Here is a 17,438-nt window from a genome sequence, read left to right on the forward strand (position 1 = left end):
GCCGTTCGCTCAGAGGTCCATCGCCGGCTGCGTCAGGGGCAGGGCGGCGACATCGGTGTTGGCCAGCACGACCTCGCGCGGGGGCTGCGGATGCCGGCATTTGGCCCAGTCGAGCAGGAATCCGGTCACTTCGTCGGCCGGCATCGGCCGCGACACCAGGAACCCCTGTACCAGATCGCAGCCTTCGTTGCCCAGCACCGACGCCTGGGCCGGCTCCTCGACGCCTTCGGCCACGGTCGACATGCGCAGCGACTTGGCCAGCGCCAGGATGTTGCGCACGATCGCCCGGGCGTCGCGGCTGAGCAGCACCTCGCGCACGAAGGCGCGGTCGATCTTGAGGGTGTCGAACGGGAAGCGGCGCAGGTACGCCAGCGACGAGTAGCCGGTGCCGAAGTCGTCGAGCGCGATCTGCACCCCGACCTTGCGCAGGGCGTGCAGGCGGTCCACGGTGCCGCGGGTCTCGTTGATGAAGACCGATTCGGTGATTTCCAGCTCGAGCCGCCGCGGCGCCAGGCCGCTGGCCTTGAGGGCGCGGCCGACCGCTTCCGGCAGGTTCTGCGCCATCACCTGCACCGGCGAGATGTTGATCGCCACCTGCATCGGCGCCGGCCAGCGGGCCGCCTGCTGGCACGCCTGGGTCAGCACCCACTCGCCGATCGGCAGGATCAGGCCCGAGTCCTCGGCCACCGGGATGAACTCGCTGGGCGGGATGTTGCCGTGCTCGGGGTGGCGCCAACGCAGCAGCGCCTCGAAGCCGGTGACCTCCCAGGTCTGCAGGTCGACCTTGGGCTGGTAGTGCAGCGAGAGCTGCTGCTTGTCGATCGCCTCGCGCAGGTCGCGCTCGAGCACCAGGCGGCGGCGCACCTGCTCGCCCATGCGCGGGGCGAAGAACTTCATCGAGCCCGGCGCGCTGGCCTTGGCGTCGTACAGCGCCAGGTCGGCGTGCTGCATCAGCTCGTCGACCGAGGCGCCGTCCTGCGCGAAGCGCGCGATGCCTATGCTCAGGCGCACCGGCACCTGCGCGCCCAGCGCGGCGCAGGGCTCGCGCAGGGCGTCGAGGATGCGCTGCGCGGTCGCGCTGATCTGCTGCACGTCCGCGGCGTTGCGCAGCAGCACCGCGAACTCGTCGCCGCCGAGCCGGCCCACGACATCGCCGGGGCCCACCGCGGCCTTGAGGCGGCGCGCCACCTCCACCAGCAGGGCGTCGCCGGTCGGGTGGCCGAGGGTGTCGTTGACGGTCTTGAAATGATCCAGGTCGAGGCACATCACCGCGCCGCCCTGTTCCGGCGACCGGGCCTGCTGCAGGGCCGCCTCGAGCAGCACGCGGAAGTGCGCCCGGTTGGTCAGGCCGGTGAGGGTGTCGAAGTGCGCCAGCCAGGCCATGCGCCGGTCGGCCATGCGGGCCTGCGTGACGTCGCGCGCCACGCCGCGCCAGCCCATCGCCACGCCGCGTTCGTTGACCAGCGGCTTGGCGGTCAGCGACCACCAGCGCGGCTGGCCCTTGACGCGCATCGGCATCAGCACGTCGCGAAACGGCTGGCCCTCGATCAGGCAGGTTTGCAGCATCTGGGTGGCGTCGCGGTCGATGTCGGACAGGCCCTGCTGCAGTTCGGTCAGCACCTCCAGCAGCGGGCGGCCCTGCAGTTCGGCGAGCGGGCGGCCCAGCGCATCGGCCAGGCGCCGGCTGACCTGCGACAGGCAGCCGCGTTCGTCGATCTGCCACAGCAGGTCGCTGCCCTGTTCCCCGAAATCGCGCAGCAGCAGGCCGATCAGCTGGCCCTGGTGTTCGGCCTGCATCTCAGCCTGCACGCGGGCGCGCACGGTGCGGCTCATCATCAGCACGCCGCCCACCATCACGGCGGCACAGCCGGCCCACTGCACCGCGCCGGCGCCCAGCTGGGCGCTCGGCTGCATGAACTGGCTGACGATCAGGCTCAGGCTCAGTCCGCCCAGGTACGCGTAGGCGGCGGCCGGCACCGCGGCCAGCGTGACGCCGCCGATGCACAGCATGCCGGTCAGGCTGCCGGCCAGCAGGGCGTGCTGGCCGGCGTTGGCCTGCGCCAGCATCCAGCCCGGCACGGCGCCCCACAAGGTGGCGAACACGCCGGCATGGGCGATCAGCGCCGTGAGGGTGCGGGTCGAGACGCGGCCGGCCTGCCGCCGCTGGCGCCACTGCCACCAGTGCCGGCCGTGGATCAGCAGCAGGGTCACCACGCTCACCAGCCACACCAGCAGTCCGGTGTCGGCGGTGACACCCGGCGTGAAGGCGGCGATCACCAGCGTGCTGGCCAGCGCGGTGCCGGCGGCCAGCGGCAGGTGGCGCATCACCGCCAGGTGCTGGCGTGCCCGCAGCCGGGCGGCGAGCGCCTCGTCAGACGTCTGGACGCTCGAGCGGCGGTCGGCACGCCGGCGTTCGCCGGTTCGGCGTCTGCTGGTGCTGGGGACGGGGCGTGTGGAATGGCTGGCGGGCATGACGGACAAGGGGCGATGCCGTGCAATGGCGAGCGGCTTGTCCGTTGCTTTCGGCATTCGCGCCGAGGTCTTGAGTTGCGCATTTCGGGTGCAACCGGCGCGCCGTCCGTCCGTCAGTCGGTCAGCCGGCTCACGCCCGGCAGGCTGCAGGCGTAGATCGCGTTGCGCAGCGCGGCGATCGCCTCGTAGCGCGTGAAGGTGCGCCGCCACACCAGCACCACGCGCCGGGTCGGCACCGGCTCGTCGAAGGGCACGTAGCTGATCAGCGGCGTGCCGTCGCTGAAGCCGGCGCGCGGGATCGACAGCTGCGGCACCACCGTGATGCCCATGCCCGAGGCCACCATGTACTTGATGGTCTCGAGCGAGGAGCCCTCGAAGCTCTTGCGGATGCCTTCGGTGTCGCTGGAGAAGCGCGCGAACTCCGGGCAGACCTCGAGCACGTGATCGCGGAAGCAGTGGCCGGTGCCGAGCAGCAGCATGGTCTCCTGCTTGAGCTCGGTCGACGAGATGCACGCGCGCTCGGCCAGCGGATGTCGGCAGGGCACGGCGACCATGAACGGCTCGTCGTAGAGCGGCGCGACCGCCAGGCCGGTGTCGGGGAAGGGCTCGGCCAGGATGGCGCAGTCGAGCTCGCCGGTGCGCAGCATCTCGAGCAGGCGCACGGTGAAGTTCTCCTGCAGCATCAGCGGCATCTGCGGCACCCGCTCGATGGTCTTGCGCACCAGTTCGGGCAGCAGGTAGGGGCCGATGGTGTAGATCACGCCCAGCCGCAGCGGGCCGGCCAGCGGATCCTTGCCGCGCCGGGCGATCTCCTTGATCGAGGCGGCACTCTCCAGCGTGGCCTGGGCCTGGCGCACGATCTCCTCGCCCAGCGGCGTGACGCTGACCTCGCTGCCGCCGCGCTCGAAGAGCTTGATCTCGAGTTCTTCTTCCAGCTTCTTGATCGCCACCGACAGCGTCGGCTGCGAGACGAAACAGGCCTCGGCGGCGCGGCCGAAATGTCGCTCGCGCGCGACGGCAACGATGTAGCGCAGTTCGGTGAGGGTCATCGGTCGCTCGCGCAGCCTGGGGCCCCCGGGTGGGCCCGACGGGCCGATTGTGCGGCTGAATGGCACCGAAGAAAGCCCGCGGCTGCCCTCACGCCGACGAGATCCGCGCAGCGCTTTTCGTCGATGCGGGCCGGAACCGCCATCCAGAAATGCCCGCGTCGGTGTGGTGTGCCGGCATCGCCGCGAAGAATCGTCTGGTTTCGTTTGTGTGACGAACTCACACCACTTCCTATAATCCGCGGCTGTTTTCTCTGATCGGCATCAAGTTCCTCACATGAAAAAGACGCACTACGTCCTGATGGCGCTGGCGATGACGGCAGGTCTGTCGTCGGTTCAGGCACAAGAAGCCAAGCCGGGCGATGCGGCTGCCGGACAGACGAAAGCGGCCATGTGCATCGGCTGTCACGGCATCCCGGGCTATCGGGCCAGTTTCCCGGAGGTCTACCAGGTGCCGATGATCTCGGGCCAGGGTGGCAAGTACATCGCGGCCGCGCTCGCCGCCTACAAGAAGGGCGACCGCAAGCACCCGACGATGCGCAGCATCGCCGGCTCGCTGACCGAGCAGGACGTGGCCGACCTCGCCGCCTTCTACGAGTCGCAGGGCGCTGGTGCCGCCTCTGCCGCAACCGTCCAGCCGAGCGGCCAGGTGGCCGAGCTGCTGACCAAGGGCAATTGCGCGGCCTGCCACGGCGACAACCTCAACAAGCCGATCGACGGCAGCTATCCCAAGCTGGCCGGCCAGCCCGCCGACTACCTGTTCGCGGCGCTGAAGGCCTACAAGGTCGACGGCACGTCGCACGTGGTCGGCCGCGCCAACGCCATCATGGGCGCGCAGGTCAAGCCGTACAGCAACGCCGAGCTGAAGGTGCTGGCCAAGCACATCGCCTCGCTGCCGTCCGACCTGAAGGTCGTGCCGAATCCGAAGTTCCGCTGAATCGCATCACGCACAACGGCTGACGCCCGGGTCACAACCCGGGCGTTTTGCTTGTTGCATCGGTTCGCGTCGGTTCAGCCGGGCGGCCCTGAGCCGATACTCATGGCTCGTGCCGTTGCGCTTTTCCGAACCCGTGCCCTGATGCTCAAAAAAATCCGCACCGATCAGCTTCGGCTCGGCATGTTTCTCCACGAGCTGTGTGGCTCGTGGATGGATCATCCCTTCTGGCGCGCCAAGTTCGTGCTCCAGGACGCCGACGACCTGCGCCGCCTGCGCGAGTGCGGCATCTCCGAAGTCTGGATCGACACCGCGCTCGGGCTCGACGTGGACGGCGGCTTGTCGCAGGCCGAGGTGGCGCTGCAGGTCGAAGAAGAGCTCGAGGTGGCGGCGGTCGCCCTGCCTGCGCCGGCGCCGGTCGCGACCTCGACACGCGACGAGCTGGCGCGGGCCGCGCTGGTCTCCGATCAGGCCAAGCTCAAGGTGCAGTCGCTGTTCGGCGAAGCGCGCATGGGCCAGGCGATCCACGTCGAGGGCTGCCTGCCGCTGGTCGACGACATCATCGGCTCGGTGGCGCGCAACCAGGGCGCACTCGTCAGCCTGGTGCGCCTGAAGGCGCAGGACGAATACACCTACATGCACTCGGTGGCGGTCTGCGCGCTGATGGTCGCGCTGGCGCGCACCCTCAAGCTGCCTGACGACGAGGTGCGCGCCGCCGGCCTGGCGGGCCTGCTGCACGACATGGGCAAGGCGCGCATTCCGCTGGCCGTGCTCAACAAGCCCGGCCGCCTGACGGACGACGAGTTTCGCGTCATGAGGCAGCACCCTGCCTGGGGCCACGACCTGCTGCTCACCAGCGGCGACGCGCCGGCGATGGCGCTCGACGTCTGCCTGCATCACCACGAGAAGGTCGACGGCAGCGGCTATCCGCACGCCTTGAAGGCCGATCAGATCAGCCTGCATGCCCAGATGGGCGCGGTCTGCGACGTCTACGATGCGGTGACGTCGGCGCGCCCCTACAAGGCGCCGTGGGACCCCGGCGAGGCGGTGCGGCAGATGGCGCAATGGAAGGGGCACTTCAATCCGAAGGTGTTCCAGGCCTTCGTGAAGACGGTGGGCATCTACCCGATCGGCACGCTGGTCAAGCTGCAGTCGGGGCGGCTCGGCGTGGTCACCGAGCAGAACGCCGAGTCGCTGCTGACGCCGCGGGTGAAGGTGTTCTTCTCCACCAGGTCGATGCTGCCGGTGCGCCAGGAGGTGCTCGACCTCGCCGAGCGCACCGCCGCCGACCGCATCGTGTCGGTCGAGCAGCCCGAGAAATGGAACTTCAAGGGCCTCGACGACCTGTGGATCGACGGCGCGCTGCCACGCCGCTGATCGCCCGATCGACCGAACAGCGGCTCAACGACCGGGTTCTTCCGGCGATGCCGGCGCGCCCGTTCTGCCGTCGGGCCTGACGGGCGAGAACACGCCCCGAAAGCGGCCGCTTATCGGACTCAAGTTCTGTCGCCCGCTCGCAAGAATCGGATGAAAGCTCAAGCTGACATCCATGGCCGACAGTGCACAAGACAAACACCTGCCCCCGACCGAGCGGCGCCTGCAGAAGGCCCGCGAGGACGGGCAGGTGGCGCGCTCGCGCGATCTGGCGCACTTCGCGGTGGTGGCCGCCGGCCTGGCGCTGGTGATGTTCGCCGCGCCCAGCCTGACCCAGTGGCTGCGCGACCTGATGGCCACCGGCCTGCGCTTCGACGTGCGCATGGTGACGTCGCCGCAGATGATGGGCGAGCGGCTGTCGCAGCTGATGTATCCGGCGCTGGCGCTGTGCCTCGGGCTCGGTGTCGTCACCGGCCTGGTGGCGATGGCCGCGGCGGTGGTCTCGGGCGGCTGGGTCTGGACCTTCAAGCCGCTGATGCCCGACTTCAGCAAGCTCAACCCGCTCACCGGCCTGGGCCGCATCGTCTCGAAGGCGCAGATCGGCGACATGCTCAAGGCCTGCCTGCTGGCGCTGATCCTGGCCAGCGTCGGCGCGGCCTATCTGTGGGCGCACCTGAACGATTTCGCGCTGACGCAGTCGATGCCGCTGCCGGCGGCCTTCATCGCCGCGACCGACCGCATCTCGACCGGCCTGTGGCTGCTGATGATCGTGCTGGCCGCCTCGGCGATGGTCGACGTGCCGCTGCAGCGCTTCATGCACCGCAACCGCCTGAAGATGAGCCATCAGGACATGAAGGAAGAGTTCAAGCAGCAGGAGGGCAACCAGGAGGTCAAGGGCAAGATGAAGCAGCGCATGCGCGAGGGCTCGCGCCGTCGCATGCTGGCCGCGGTGCCCGAGGCCGATCTGGTGGTGATGAACCCGACCCACTACGCGGTGGCGCTCAAGTACGACGACGCCTCGATGGGCGCGCCGCGCATCGTCGCGATGGGCGCCGACCTGCTGGCGCTGAAGATCCGCGACGTTGCCAAGGAATCCAAGGTGCCGGTGCTGCAGTCGCCGCCGCTGGCACGCGCGCTGTATGCGCACGGCGAGCTCGACCGCGAGATCCCGCTGGCGCTCTACAGCGCGGTGGCGCAGGTGCTCGCGCACGTGTTCCAGCTGCGCGCCGCGCTGGCCGGCCGCGCCGCCTGGCCGAGCGACCTGCCGCCGATCCCGGTGCCGCCCGAGCTCGATCCGCACAACACCGCCAGACCGACTGAGGACAAGGCATGAACCTCTCGAACGTGCCCCAGCTCCGGCAGTTGCAACGCCTCTTCGGCGCCAATACCGCGGCCATCAAGGGCCTGGCCGCGCCGATCCTGATCATCATGGTGCTGGCCATGATGGTGCTGCCGCTGCCGGCGTTTGCACTCGATCTGTTCTTCACCTTCAACATCGCCACCGCGCTGCTGGTGATGATGGTGGCCGCCTACATGGTGCGCCCGCTCGACTTCGCGGCCTTCCCGTCGGTGCTGCTGCTGACCACCTTGCTGCGCCTGTCGCTCAACGTGGCGTCGAGCCGCGTGGTGCTGATGGACGGCCACAACGGCCCGGGCGCGGCCGGCGCGGTGATCGAGAGCTTCGGCCACTTCCTGATCGGCGGCAACTTCGCGGTCGGCCTGATCGTGTTCGCGATCGTGGTGGTGATCAACTTCATGGTCATCACCAAGGGCGCCGAGCGCATCGCCGAAGTCGGCGCGCGCTTCACCCTCGACGCCATGCCCGGCAAGCAGATGGCGATCGACGCCGATCTCAACGCCGGCAACATCGACGAGAAGGAGGCCAAGCGCCGCCGCATCGAGGTGCAGGAAGAAGCCGAGTTCTTCGGCTCGATGGACGGTGCCTCGAAATTCGTGCGCGGCGATGCGGTCGCCGGCATCCTGATCCTGTTCATCAACATCGTCGGCGGCTTCATCATCGGCATGGCCCAGCACGGCCTGGGCGCCGGCGAGGCCGCCAGCAGCTACATCCTGCTGGCGGTGGGCGACGCGCTGGTGGCGCAGATCCCGGCGCTGCTGATCTCTGTGGCCTCGGCGATGGTGGTGTCGCGCGTGGGCAAGGAGCAGGACGTCGGCAACCAGATCATGGGCCAGATGTTCCGCTCGCCGCAGTCGGTGGCGGTGGTGGCCGGCGTGATCGGCCTGCTGGGCATGATCCCGGGCATGCCGCACCTGGTGTTCCTGATGATCGCCGGCGGCATGGCCGCGCTGTCGCGCTGGATGTACCGCGAGGCGAAGAAGCCCAAGCCGGTCGAGGCGCCGGCCGATGTCGTGGCACCGGCCAACCCGAACGCCGAAGCCAGCTGGGACGACCTGCTGCCGGTCGACACGCTGGGCATGGAGGTCGGCTACCGGCTGATCGCGCTGGTCGACAAGGACCGTGGCGGCGACCTGCTCAACCGCATCAAGGGCGTGCGCAAGAAGTTCGCGCAGGAGGTCGGCTTCCTGCCGCCGGCGGTGCACATCCGCGACAACCTCGAGCTCAAGCCCAGCATGTACCGCCTGACGCTGCGTGGCGCGGTGGTGGGCGAGGGCGAGGCATTCCCCGGCATGCACCTGGCGATCAACCCGGGACACGCCACGCTCAAGCTGCAGGGCGCGACCACCACCGATCCGGCCTTCGGCCTGCCGGCCACCTGGATCGACGAGAGGCAGCGTGAAAGCGCCCAAATGGCGGGATACACCGTGGTTGATTCCTCGACCGTGGTGGCCACGCATCTTTCACACTTGATGCAACAGCACGCGGCTCGCCTGCTGGGCCGAACCGAAACCCAGGCCCTCGTCGAGCATGTGACCAAGCTGGCTCCCAAACTGATCGAAGACGTGGTACCCAAGATGATCGGCATTGCCCCACTCCAGAAAGTGCTCCAGCTCCTGCTGGAAGAAGGCGTGCACATCCGCGACATGCGCTCGATCATCGAGGCGCTGGCCGAGCACGCCGGCAACAACGTCGACCCGGCCGAGCTGGCGCGCCGCCTGCGCATCGCGCTGGCCCCGGCGATCGTGCAGCAGATCTACGGCAGCGCCCGCGAGCTCGACGTCATCGCGATCGAACCCGACCTCGAGCGCCTGCTCTCCCAGGCCCTCAACGCCCACAACGGCGCCGTGCTCGACCCGGGCGTGGCCGACCACCTGACCCGCGGTGCCGCCGACGCGGCGCGCCGCCAGGAAGACCTCGGCCACCCCGCCTGCCTGCTGGTGCCCGACCCGATCCGCTCACCGGTGGCGCGCCTGCTGCGCCGTGCCGCACCGCGCCTGCGCGTGCTGGGGCACAGCGAGATCCCTGATACCCATTCGATCCGCATCGGCTCGATCATCGGAGCGAACGCATGACCTCCATCGCTCACATCCGTTCGCAGTCCCCGCAAGGGGGAGCGGCCTCCTTTGAGACGGCCCGGCAGGAGTCAGCATGAACGTCAAACGATTCATCGGCCGCAATTCGCGCGAGGCCATGCAGAAGGTGCGTCAGGCCTTCGGTGACAACGCCGTGGTCCTGTCGACCAAGCCCTGCAGCGAAGGCATCGAGGTGCTCGCCATGCCGCCCGAAAGCGTCGAGGCGATCGAGCGTTTCGGTGAAGCCGCGATCAACCAGCCGTCGGCAGCGCCGCGCCAGCAGAGCGCCGCGCCGGTTGCTCCGCAGCAGCGCCCGGCGTCCTCCAGCCTGCGCAGCCGCGCCGCCGAACAGGTGACCCAGCCGCAGGCCGAAGAAGCCGCGGTGCAGGAAGACGTCGGCACGCTGGCGATGAGCACGCTGTCGTTCCAGGACTACGTGCGCGAGCGCATGCTCAAGAAGCGCCAGGCCGAGATCCGCGCCCAGGCCATGAAGCCGGTGCCGGTGTCGGCCCAGGCCATCGAGCAGCGCCTGGCGCAGCGCGAGGTGCAGGAGCTGTCGAACGACCTGCCGACCTACCCCGACCTGATCTCCGGCGGCCACGCGCCGCGCCAGGCCGCCGCCGCTGCGCGCCACGCGCCGACCATGCACGAAGCGCTGCTGCAAAGCCGCAGCGCGGCGCCCGCACCGGCCCCTCAGCGCCCGGCAGCGCGCCCGGCGCTCGACCTGCACGACAGCCCGCTGACCACGCCGGCCGAGCTCGACGTGCTGCAGGGCCGCGCGCCCGGTTCCAGTTCCGGCAGCAGCAGCCAGCGTTCTTCGCGTTCGTCGGGCAGCTCGAGAAGCGCCGCCGAAGCCGCGCCGAGCGCGCAGCAGTCGGCCATGATGAACGAGATCCGCGCCATGAAGGGCATGATCGAGGAGCGCTTCGGCGCACTCGCCTTCATGGAGCGGCTGCAGAAGAGCCCGAAGCAGGCGCAGCTGACCACCAAGCTGATCGACTGCGGCTTCTCGCCGGCGCTGATCCGCAAGCTCGCCGACGGCCTGAAGGACGACGTGCACGACGAGATGGCCTGGGCCGGCGACGTGCTGCAGCGCAACCTGCAGACCGGCGAATCCGAGGCGCCGCTCGAAGACCAGGGCGGCGTGTTCGCGCTGGTCGGCTCGACCGGCGTCGGCAAGACCACCTCCACCGCCAAGCTCGCTGCCGCCTTCGCCACCCGCCACGGTGCCGCCAACCTCGGCCTGATCACGCTCGACGCCTACCGGCTCGGCGCCCACGAACAGCTGCGCGCCTACGGCCGCATCCTCGGCGTGCCGGTGCACACCGCGCACGACCGGGTCGCGCTCGAAGACCTGCTCGACCTGCTGCAGTCTAAGAAGATGGTGCTGATCGACACCGCCGGCCTGGCGCAGCGCGATGCCCGCACCCGCGAACTGCTCGACATGCTGTCGCACCCCTCGATCAAGCGCCTGCTGGTGGTCAACGCCGCCGCGCAGGGCGAGACCATCGAGGACGTGCTGGTGGCCTACAAGGCGACCCAGGCCAAGGGCATCGTGCTCTCCAAGATGGACGAGGCGGTCAAGCTCGGCCCGGCGGTCGACGCGCTGATCCGCCATCGCCTGAAGGTGGTGGCGGTGGCCAACGGCCAGCGCGTGCCCGAAGACTGGCACCGCCTGACCGCGCAGGCGCTGATGCAGCGCGCGCTGCGCACCGCCGGTGCCCAGGCCTGGCGCATGGATGCCAACGACGTCAACCTGCTGTTCGCCTCGCCGCCCGCACCTCAGGCGCCGCGACGCAGCCGCTCGTCGTCGACCCCGACGAACAGCTCGCGCTCATCCGGCGCCGACGCCTGAACCGCACACAGGACGGACCTCCATGTCGAACCCGCCCCCCTTCCCGCCGTTCCGCCGCACCCAGCCGGCCGATCAGGCCGACGGCCTGCGCCGGCTGTTCTCGTCGCGCTCGATCCGTTTCATCCCGGTCGTCTCGAACCCCTTCATCGCCCACGGCGGGGTGCTGATCGAGCGCCTGTGCAGCGCCCTCGAGGCCCTGCAGCTCGACACCCTGCTGGTCGACGCCTCCGAGCGCGGCGGCCCGCCCAAGGAGCTGGCGAACTTCGATCTGTCCGAAGGCATCGAGGTGCTGTCGGACCGGGTCTCGTACCTTGCCGCCCGCGGACTGCCGGTGCGCTGGGTCGACAGCCGCGGCTCGACGCGCGGTTTCCTCGACGCGGTGGTCGACGTGGCGCCGTCCTCGCAGGTGGTGCTGGTGCACGGCAGCGCGGTCGAGCTCGCCCGCCTGTTCGGCCGCGGCGACGAAGGCCTGAGCCGGCCGCGTCCGGTGGTGCTGTGCGACGACCAGCCCGAAGCCATGACCCATGCCTACGCGGCGCTGAAGGTGTTCGCCCAGCGCGCCGACTGGCTCAGCCACGACCTGCTGCTGTGCGCGCCGCCCAAGTCGCCCCGTGCCACCTCGGTGGCCGACCGGCTGTCGCACTGTGTCGACATGTTCCTCGGCGGCGTCCAGCACTGCTGGGTGCAGGTCGACCCCGCCGAGCCGCCCACGGCCGCACCCTCGCGGGCGCTGGTGCAGATGGTCGAGGCCTCTCTGGGCGCTGCCGCGGCGTTTGCCGTCGGCGAAACCGACTACGCCGGCCTGCGCAGCGCCTTGCCTGCGCCTCGCGTGGCGATGACCTGAACGCGGAGCCAACAGCCATGTACACCGCCACCGGACGACCCGACGTCAATTCGCTGCTCAAGCAGTACAGCCCGCTGGTGCGCCGGCTGGCGCATCAGATGATCGCCAAGCTGCCCGCCAACGTCGAGATCGACGACCTGATCCAGGTCGGCATGATCGGCCTGACCGACGCGCTCAGCCGCTTCGACATCGGCCAGGGCGTGATGTTCGAGACCTTCGCCACCCAGCGCATCCGCGGCGCCATGCTCGACGAGCTGCGCGGCTCCGACTGGATGAGCCGCGGCAACCGCAAGCACCAGCGCGACATCGAGGGCGCCGTGCACCGCCTCGAGCAGAAGCTCGGCCGCACGCCGCAGGAAAGCGAGATCGCCAAGGAAATGGGCATCACGCTGCTCGAGTACCAGGACCTGCTCAACCGGGTGCGTGGCACGCAGCTGATCTACCTCGAGGATATGGGCGGCGCCGACGGCGACAACGACTACCTCGACCGCCACGTGGCGGCCGACACCGGCGGCGACCCGCTGGCCCGCCTCAACGACCACCGCATGCGCCAGGCGCTGGTCGATGCCATCAAGAACCTGCCCGAACGCGAGCAGTACGTGATGAGCATGTACTACGAAGAAGACATGAACCTGAAGGAAATCGCCGCCGTGCTGGGCGTGACCGAATCGCGGGTCTGCCAGCTGCACAGCCAGTCGATCGCCCGCCTGCGCGCCAAGCTGCGCACCTGGTGAGCCGGTGTGGCCGCACGGCGTGCCTTCGGCCCGTTCCCTTGACCCGTTCCCTTGACCCGTTCCGGCCGCGCGCCGGGACGCAGACCCACCACTCGGGGTGCCAAGACGCCCACGAGGGCTGAGATGGAGACTGCCGATGTTTGCCTTCCTGCGTGAGCGTGCACCCGCACCCCGGACCGTTCGATCCCATGCCCATGCAGATACCGAGGTCGGCGACCGCCATGCCGTCGACAACGCCCTGGTGCAGCGCCTGGCGAGCCAGGTGTCCCAGATCGGCCGCGACGCCGCGCAGGCGCGTGGTGCGATCGAGGACACCCAGAAGCTGGTCGTCAGCCAGGTCGAGTCGCTGGGCCAGCTCAACCAGCAGCTCGAGCACGTGCAGGGTGCCCAGCTGGCCATCGGTGACGCCACGGCCGCCAGCGTGAAGGCGGTGGCGCATGCCCGCGCGGTGGCGCAGCAGGTGGCCTCCGAGGTGGCCGGCATCGTGTCGGTGCTGCAGCAGGTCTCGACCGCCGCCGCCGACATCACGCAGATCGCCCTGCAGACCCGGCTGGTCGCGTTCAACGCGATGGTCGAGGCCAAGCGGGCGGGCGAGGCCGGACGCGGTTTCGGCGTGGTCGCCGATGCGGTGAAGGACCTGGCCGGCCGCGTCGAGGTGTCGTCCAAGACCATCATGGGCACGCTCACCCAGCTCGACCAGCGCATCGAGGCGTTTTCGCAGGACATCCGGGTCGAACCCGGCGTGGAGCCGACCCGCGGCATCCACCTGGCGTTCGCCCATGTCGAGGCCGGCGTGGTGCGCATCAACGATGCCGCCACCGCCAGCCGCAGCACCTGCGCGGCGGTCAGCGACAAGACCCAGCACCTCGGCCAGGAGATGCAGCACGCCATGGTCAGCCTCGACGCCGCGATGGGCTGCAGCGACCGCTTCCTGAACCTGTCCGAACAGCTGATCGACGAGCTCGCCGGCAGCGGCGCGCAGACCGAGGACACGCCGTTCATCCAGGCCGTGCAGGACGGCGCGGCCCGCATCGCGGCGACCTTCGAGCAGGCGCTGGCCGACGGCCGCATCACGCTGGCCGACCTGTTCGACGACCAGTACCGCCCGATCGCCAACACCCATCCGGCGCAGCACCTGACGCGTCACGTGGCCTTGACCGATCAGCTGCTGCCGCCGATCCAGGAGCCGATGCTCGGCTTCAGCGACAAGGTGGTGTTCTGCATCGCCACCGACCGCAACGGCTACATCGCCACCCACAACCGCAAGTACTGCCACCCGCAGCGCGGCGATCTGGCGTGGGACACCGCCAACAGCCGCTACCGGCGCATCTTCAACGACCGCACCGGCCTGGCCTCGGCGCGCAACCAGCGCCCGTTCCTGCTGCAGACCTACCGGCGCGACATGGGCGGCGGCCAGTACGTGCTGCTCAAGGAGGCGTCGGCGCCGATCATGGTGGCCGGCCGGCACTGGGGTGGCCTGCGCTTCGCCTACAAGTTCTGAATCCTGACGGCGCTGCCAGCGGGCGCAGGGGCGCTCAGCGATGGGGCTGCACGGTGTGCAGCCAGTCGCAGCGCAACACGCCGCGCCGGTGCAGCGCCCGGCGCACGGCCCAGTAGGCCGGCAGCGCCAGCGTCAGGATCAGCGAAACGGGCAACCATGCCCACTCGTGCAGCAGTGCCACCGCGGGCAACATCATCCAGCCTGCCACCCAGGCCGCCAGAACCAGATCGCACAGACCCAGTTCCATGCCGTGGTGGTGTGGATGGCCCAGGTGCCATTGCTTGAAGTCATGAATCTGCTGCAGCGTCATGGCGTATCCCTCGATGACGGATGCCATTGACTCTAGCCACTTGTCAGCTTGGTGTCAGCTCAAATCGCGGCCGATCGGCCCCCGACCGATCCGATGGCGCGATGCCGTTCAACCGGCCCGGTTTCAGGCGTCGGAGCAGGCGGTGCTGCCGCAGCCGCTCAGCGAGGCTTCGGCCACCGGCGAGCGGATCGTGCCGGTGCGGGTGTCGTAGCCGACCTGGCCGATGTGATAGGCGAGGCCGGCGTCCATCATCTGGGCGTGGCCCTCGAACCACTGCGTCAGTTCGGGCAGCAGTTGCGCCACCATTTCCCGGCGGCCGTCGTCGACCACCTGGCGGCGCACGTCGCGCAGCACGTCGAGCACCTGGCCGTGCTGGCGGCTGTGGCAGTTTTCCGGCGCGAAACCGGTGGCCGCCATCCAGCGGTCTTCCTGCGCGAAGTGCTCGACGGTGTGCGCCAGCATCGCGTCGTAGACCGCCAGCATCGCGTCCACCGGCTGCTCGAGCGCGGCGTGCAGGCGGTCGAGGTGCTCGATGAACTCGCGGTGCGTGGCATCCATCTGCGGATGCTGGGTGGCGATGTCGTCGGTCCAGGCGATCAGGGTCATGGCGGCGGCCGGTGCGAGTGGAAAGGCCCGCAAGCCTAGGCCGCCGCACCCGCCCCGGTCTTGTGCCAGATCAAGGGTAGAGGCCACGCTCCTGGCGCGCCATCAGGATGCGCTCGCAGGCCACCGCGAAGGTGGCGGTGCGCAGCGTGATCTGGTGGCGGTCGGCGGTGTCCCAGATGCGCCGCAGCGCCTCGACCATGATCTTGTCCAGGCGCAGGTTGATCTCGTCCTCGGTCCAGAAGAAGCTCGAGAAATCCTGCACCCACTCGAAGTACGACACCGTCACGCCGCCGGCGTTGCAGATCACGTCGGGCACCACCAGCACGCCGCGGTCGGCCAGCAGGTCGTCGGCTTCGGGCAGGGTCGGGCCGTTGGCGCCTTCGAGCACCAGGCGGGCGCGGATGCGCCGGGCGCGGCCCTCGTCGATCTGGCCTTCGAGCGCGGCGGGGATCAGGATGTCGCAGTCGACGTCCCAGAAGGCCTCGTCGTCGATGCGCTCGGCGCCGGTGTTGCCGCCGGTGAATGCGCCCACGCCGCCGTCGCGCCGCACCACCGGCATCAGCTCGGCCAGGTCCAGGCCCTTCGGGTTGGCGATGGTGCCGGTGTGGTCCTGCACCGCCACCAGCGTGGCGCCGGCCTGCACGAACAGCTCGGCCGCGGCCGAGCCGACATTGCCGAAACCCTGCACCGCCACGCGCGCGCCGTTGATGTTCAGTCCCAGTCGCCGCGCCGCCTCACGGCCGGTGACGAACACGCCGCGCCCGGTCGCCTTGACGCGCCCGAGCGAGCCGCCCAGGTGCACCGGCTTGCCGGTGACCACGCCGCTGGCGGTGGCGCCGACGTTCATAGAGTAGGTGTCCATCATCCACGCCATGATCTGGGCGTTGGTGCCGACGTCGGGCGCCGGGATGTCCTGCTGCGGGCCGATGATGATGCCGATCTCGCTGGTGTAGCGGCGCGTCATGCGCTCGAGTTCCTTGATCGACAGCTGCTTCGGATCGACCCGGATGCCGCCCTTGGCGCCACCGTACGGCAGGTTGACGGCGGCGTTCTTGACCGTCATCCAGGCCGACAGCGCCATCACCTCCTCCAGCGTCACCTGCGGGTGGTAGCGCACGCCGCCCTTGCCGGGGCCGCGCGACAGGTTGTGCTGCACCCGGTAGCCCTCGAAGTGGCGCACCGAGCCGTCGTCCATCTCGATCGGGATGTCGACGATCAGCGCGCGCTTGGGGCGCTTGAGCGTCTCGGCCCACCTGGCCAGCGGGCCGAGGTACGGCACCACGCGGTCGACCTGCGACAGATAGGTGCTCCAGGCGCTGTGGGCGGTGGGCTGGATGTAGGACAGCATGTTCATGTCGTGGCTCGCCTTCCGGTGGTGACGCCGTGCACTGTAGGAGCCCGTTCAGCCGGGCGCACTGCGGCGTGATGCAAAGCAAACATGCGCGAACGGGTTTGCCGTCATCAGGCCCACCCGGATCGGGTACTCAGCCGCCGAACTCGTCGCCCAGCTCGCGGGCCCGTAGCTGTGCCGCCTTCAGCGCCGTGACGATCGCCGGCTCGACGCCCGCCTCGCGCATGGCCGTCAGCGCCGCGTAGGTGGTGCCGCCCTTGGACGTGACGCGCTCGCGCAGCACCGCCGGCGTCTCGTCGCTGCGGCGCGCCAGTTCGGTCGCGCCGGCGAAGGTCGCCAGTGCCAGCTTCTTGCCGGCTTCGGCGCCGAGGCCCATCTGCTCGGCCGCGGCGACCATCGCCTCGACGAAGTAGAAGACATACGCCGGCCCCGAGCCCGACAGTGCGGTGACGGCGTCGAGGTCGGCCTCCTGCGCCACCCACACCACCTCGCCGGTGGGCGCGAGCAGGCGCTCGACCAGCGCGCGGTCGTCGGCGTCGACAGCCGCACGCGCGAACAGCCCGGCGATGCCCATGCCGATCAGTGCCGGCGTGTTGGGCATGGCGCGCACGATGCGCTCGCTGCCGGTGGCGCGTGCGATCGCGTCGCTGCGGATGCCCGCCATCACCGACAGGTGCAGCGCACCGCCGACAAACGCGGCGCAGGGCGCGGCGGCGTCGGCAAAGCTCTGCGGCTTGACGGCCCAGATCACCGCGCCGGCCTGCGCCAGCGAGGCATCGGCCGCGGTCAGCGCCTCGATGCCGAAATCGGCGCGCAGCTTGTCGCGCTGCGGTGCATACGGCTCGACCACGAGGATCTGCGCCGCGGGCGTGCCGCTCTTGATCAGCCCGCCGATGATGGCGCTGGCCATGTTGCCGCCGCCGATGAATGCCAGTGTGGATGTGTTCATGGGGATGAAGTGTAGGCAGGCGCCGGACCG

Annotated in this window: 16 protein-coding genes; 9 read left to right on the forward strand and 7 right to left on the reverse strand. The window is 69.7% G+C overall.

Features of this window, described 5'->3' with window-relative positions:
* Positions 1–9: 9 nt before the first annotated feature.
* Positions 10–2,472, reverse strand: coding sequence for a putative bifunctional diguanylate cyclase/phosphodiesterase (locus LCHO_RS08045; RefSeq protein WP_050757317.1), 2,463 nt, complete (start codon positions 2,470–2,472; stop codon positions 10–12).
* 113 nt (positions 2,473–2,585) lie between these two features.
* Positions 2,586–3,521, reverse strand: coding sequence for a LysR substrate-binding domain-containing protein (locus LCHO_RS08050; protein ID WP_012346643.1), 936 nt, complete (start codon positions 3,519–3,521; stop codon positions 2,586–2,588).
* A gap of 59 nt (positions 3,522–3,580) precedes the next feature.
* On the opposite strand from LCHO_RS08050, the gene LCHO_RS23675 reads away from it, so the two are divergent.
* Both LCHO_RS23675 and LCHO_RS08055 read left to right on the forward strand, forming a co-directional pair.
* Positions 3,581–3,733: a hypothetical protein gene (locus LCHO_RS23675; protein ID WP_190274842.1), complete on the forward strand. Its 153-nt coding sequence runs from the start codon at positions 3,581–3,583 to the stop codon at positions 3,731–3,733.
* A gap of 62 nt (positions 3,734–3,795) precedes the next feature.
* Positions 3,796–4,455 carry a c-type cytochrome gene (locus LCHO_RS08055; protein WP_012346644.1) on the forward strand — a complete coding sequence of 220 codons (660 nt, stop codon included), beginning with the start codon at positions 3,796–3,798 and terminating at the stop codon, positions 4,453–4,455.
* A gap of 6 nt (positions 4,456–4,461) precedes the next feature.
* Here LCHO_RS08055 and LCHO_RS23680 read toward each other — a convergent pair whose 3' ends face one another.
* Positions 4,462–4,647, reverse strand: coding sequence for a hypothetical protein (locus LCHO_RS23680; RefSeq protein WP_190274871.1), 186 nt, complete (start codon positions 4,645–4,647; stop codon positions 4,462–4,464).
* On the opposite strand from LCHO_RS23680, the gene LCHO_RS08060 reads away from it, so the two are divergent.
* From LCHO_RS08060 to LCHO_RS08090, 7 genes are all read left to right on the forward strand, one after another.
* Positions 4,597–5,829, forward strand: coding sequence for an HD-GYP domain-containing protein (locus LCHO_RS08060; RefSeq protein ID WP_012346645.1), 1,233 nt, complete (start codon positions 4,597–4,599; stop codon positions 5,827–5,829). The genes LCHO_RS23680 and LCHO_RS08060 overlap by 51 nt on opposite strands.
* Before the next feature lie 172 nt (positions 5,830–6,001).
* Entirely contained in the window at positions 6,002–7,159 is a 1,158-nt protein-coding gene (gene flhB, locus LCHO_RS08065) for a flagellar biosynthesis protein FlhB (protein WP_012346646.1), read from the forward strand.
* Positions 7,156–9,258 (forward strand): flagellar biosynthesis protein FlhA, encoded by a 2,103-nt coding sequence (flhA, locus tag LCHO_RS08070; RefSeq protein ID WP_012346647.1) that lies wholly within the window; start codon positions 7,156–7,158, stop codon positions 9,256–9,258. Before flhB ends, flhA begins: the two co-directional genes overlap by 4 nt.
* 76 nt (positions 9,259–9,334) lie before the next feature.
* Positions 9,335–11,113: a flagellar biosynthesis GTPase FlhF gene (gene flhF / locus LCHO_RS08075; protein WP_012346648.1), complete on the forward strand. Its 1,779-nt coding sequence runs from the start codon at positions 9,335–9,337 to the stop codon at positions 11,111–11,113.
* A gap of 22 nt (positions 11,114–11,135) precedes the next feature.
* Complete coding sequence (locus LCHO_RS08080; protein ID WP_012346649.1) at positions 11,136–11,957, forward strand: protein antiactivator of flagellar biosynthesis; 822 nt, start codon at positions 11,136–11,138, stop codon at positions 11,955–11,957.
* Positions 11,958–11,974: 17 nt separating this feature from the next.
* Entirely contained in the window at positions 11,975–12,691 is a 717-nt protein-coding gene (locus LCHO_RS08085; RefSeq protein ID WP_012346650.1) for an RNA polymerase sigma factor FliA, read from the forward strand.
* 136 nt (positions 12,692–12,827) lie between these two features.
* Entirely contained in the window at positions 12,828–14,192 is a 1,365-nt protein-coding gene (locus tag LCHO_RS08090) for a methyl-accepting chemotaxis protein (RefSeq protein WP_012346651.1), read from the forward strand.
* 34 nt (positions 14,193–14,226) lie between these two features.
* Here the strand turns inward: LCHO_RS08090 and LCHO_RS08095 are convergent, their stop codons facing one another.
* The 4 genes from LCHO_RS08095 to proC form a co-directional block, all read right to left on the reverse strand.
* Positions 14,227–14,502, reverse strand: a complete 276-nt coding sequence (locus LCHO_RS08095; protein WP_012346652.1) for a hypothetical protein — start codon at positions 14,500–14,502, stop codon at positions 14,227–14,229.
* Between the two features lie 123 nt (positions 14,503–14,625).
* Positions 14,626–15,108, reverse strand: coding sequence for a hemerythrin domain-containing protein (locus tag LCHO_RS08100; RefSeq protein ID WP_012346653.1), 483 nt, complete (start codon positions 15,106–15,108; stop codon positions 14,626–14,628).
* A 70-nt stretch (positions 15,109–15,178) separates the two neighbouring features.
* Entirely contained in the window at positions 15,179–16,462 is a 1,284-nt protein-coding gene (locus LCHO_RS08105) for a Glu/Leu/Phe/Val family dehydrogenase (RefSeq protein ID WP_012346654.1), read from the reverse strand.
* A 130-nt stretch (positions 16,463–16,592) separates the two neighbouring features.
* Complete coding sequence (gene proC, locus LCHO_RS08110) at positions 16,593–17,408, reverse strand: pyrroline-5-carboxylate reductase (protein WP_012346655.1); 816 nt, start codon at positions 17,406–17,408, stop codon at positions 16,593–16,595.
* Between the last annotated feature and the right edge of the window lie 30 nt (positions 17,409–17,438).

The organism is Leptothrix cholodnii SP-6 (genome assembly GCF_000019785.1).
GTDB lineage: Bacteria > Pseudomonadota > Gammaproteobacteria > Burkholderiales > Burkholderiaceae_C > Sphaerotilus > Sphaerotilus cholodnii.

What these genes read in the sequence shown, in the direction of transcription:
- LCHO_RS08045 (WP_050757317.1), bottom strand. Translation starts at nt 2,472, where the DNA reads ATGCCCGCCAGCCATTCCACACGCCCCGTCCCCAGCACCAGCAGACGC.
- LCHO_RS08050 (WP_012346643.1), bottom strand. Translation starts at nt 3,521, where the DNA reads ATGACCCTCACCGAACTGCGCTACATCGTTGCCGTCGCGCGCGAGCGA.
- LCHO_RS23675 (WP_190274842.1), top strand. Translation starts at nt 3,581, where the DNA reads ATGGCACCGAAGAAAGCCCGCGGCTGCCCTCACGCCGACGAGATCCGC.
- LCHO_RS08055 (WP_012346644.1), top strand. Translation starts at nt 3,796, where the DNA reads ATGAAAAAGACGCACTACGTCCTGATGGCGCTGGCGATGACGGCAGGT.
- LCHO_RS08060 (WP_012346645.1), top strand. Translation starts at nt 4,597, where the DNA reads ATGCTCAAAAAAATCCGCACCGATCAGCTTCGGCTCGGCATGTTTCTC.
- flhB (WP_012346646.1), top strand. Translation starts at nt 6,002, where the DNA reads ATGGCCGACAGTGCACAAGACAAACACCTGCCCCCGACCGAGCGGCGC.
- flhA (WP_012346647.1), top strand. Translation starts at nt 7,156, where the DNA reads ATGAACCTCTCGAACGTGCCCCAGCTCCGGCAGTTGCAACGCCTCTTC.
- flhF (WP_012346648.1), top strand. Translation starts at nt 9,335, where the DNA reads ATGAACGTCAAACGATTCATCGGCCGCAATTCGCGCGAGGCCATGCAG.
- LCHO_RS08080 (WP_012346649.1), top strand. Translation starts at nt 11,136, where the DNA reads ATGTCGAACCCGCCCCCCTTCCCGCCGTTCCGCCGCACCCAGCCGGCC.
- LCHO_RS08085 (WP_012346650.1), top strand. Translation starts at nt 11,975, where the DNA reads ATGTACACCGCCACCGGACGACCCGACGTCAATTCGCTGCTCAAGCAG.
- LCHO_RS08090 (WP_012346651.1), top strand. Translation starts at nt 12,828, where the DNA reads ATGTTTGCCTTCCTGCGTGAGCGTGCACCCGCACCCCGGACCGTTCGA.
- LCHO_RS08095 (WP_012346652.1), bottom strand. Translation starts at nt 14,502, where the DNA reads ATGACGCTGCAGCAGATTCATGACTTCAAGCAATGGCACCTGGGCCAT.
- LCHO_RS08100 (WP_012346653.1), bottom strand. Translation starts at nt 15,108, where the DNA reads ATGACCCTGATCGCCTGGACCGACGACATCGCCACCCAGCATCCGCAG.
- LCHO_RS08105 (WP_012346654.1), bottom strand. Translation starts at nt 16,462, where the DNA reads ATGAACATGCTGTCCTACATCCAGCCCACCGCCCACAGCGCCTGGAGC.
- proC (WP_012346655.1), bottom strand. Translation starts at nt 17,408, where the DNA reads ATGAACACATCCACACTGGCATTCATCGGCGGCGGCAACATGGCCAGC.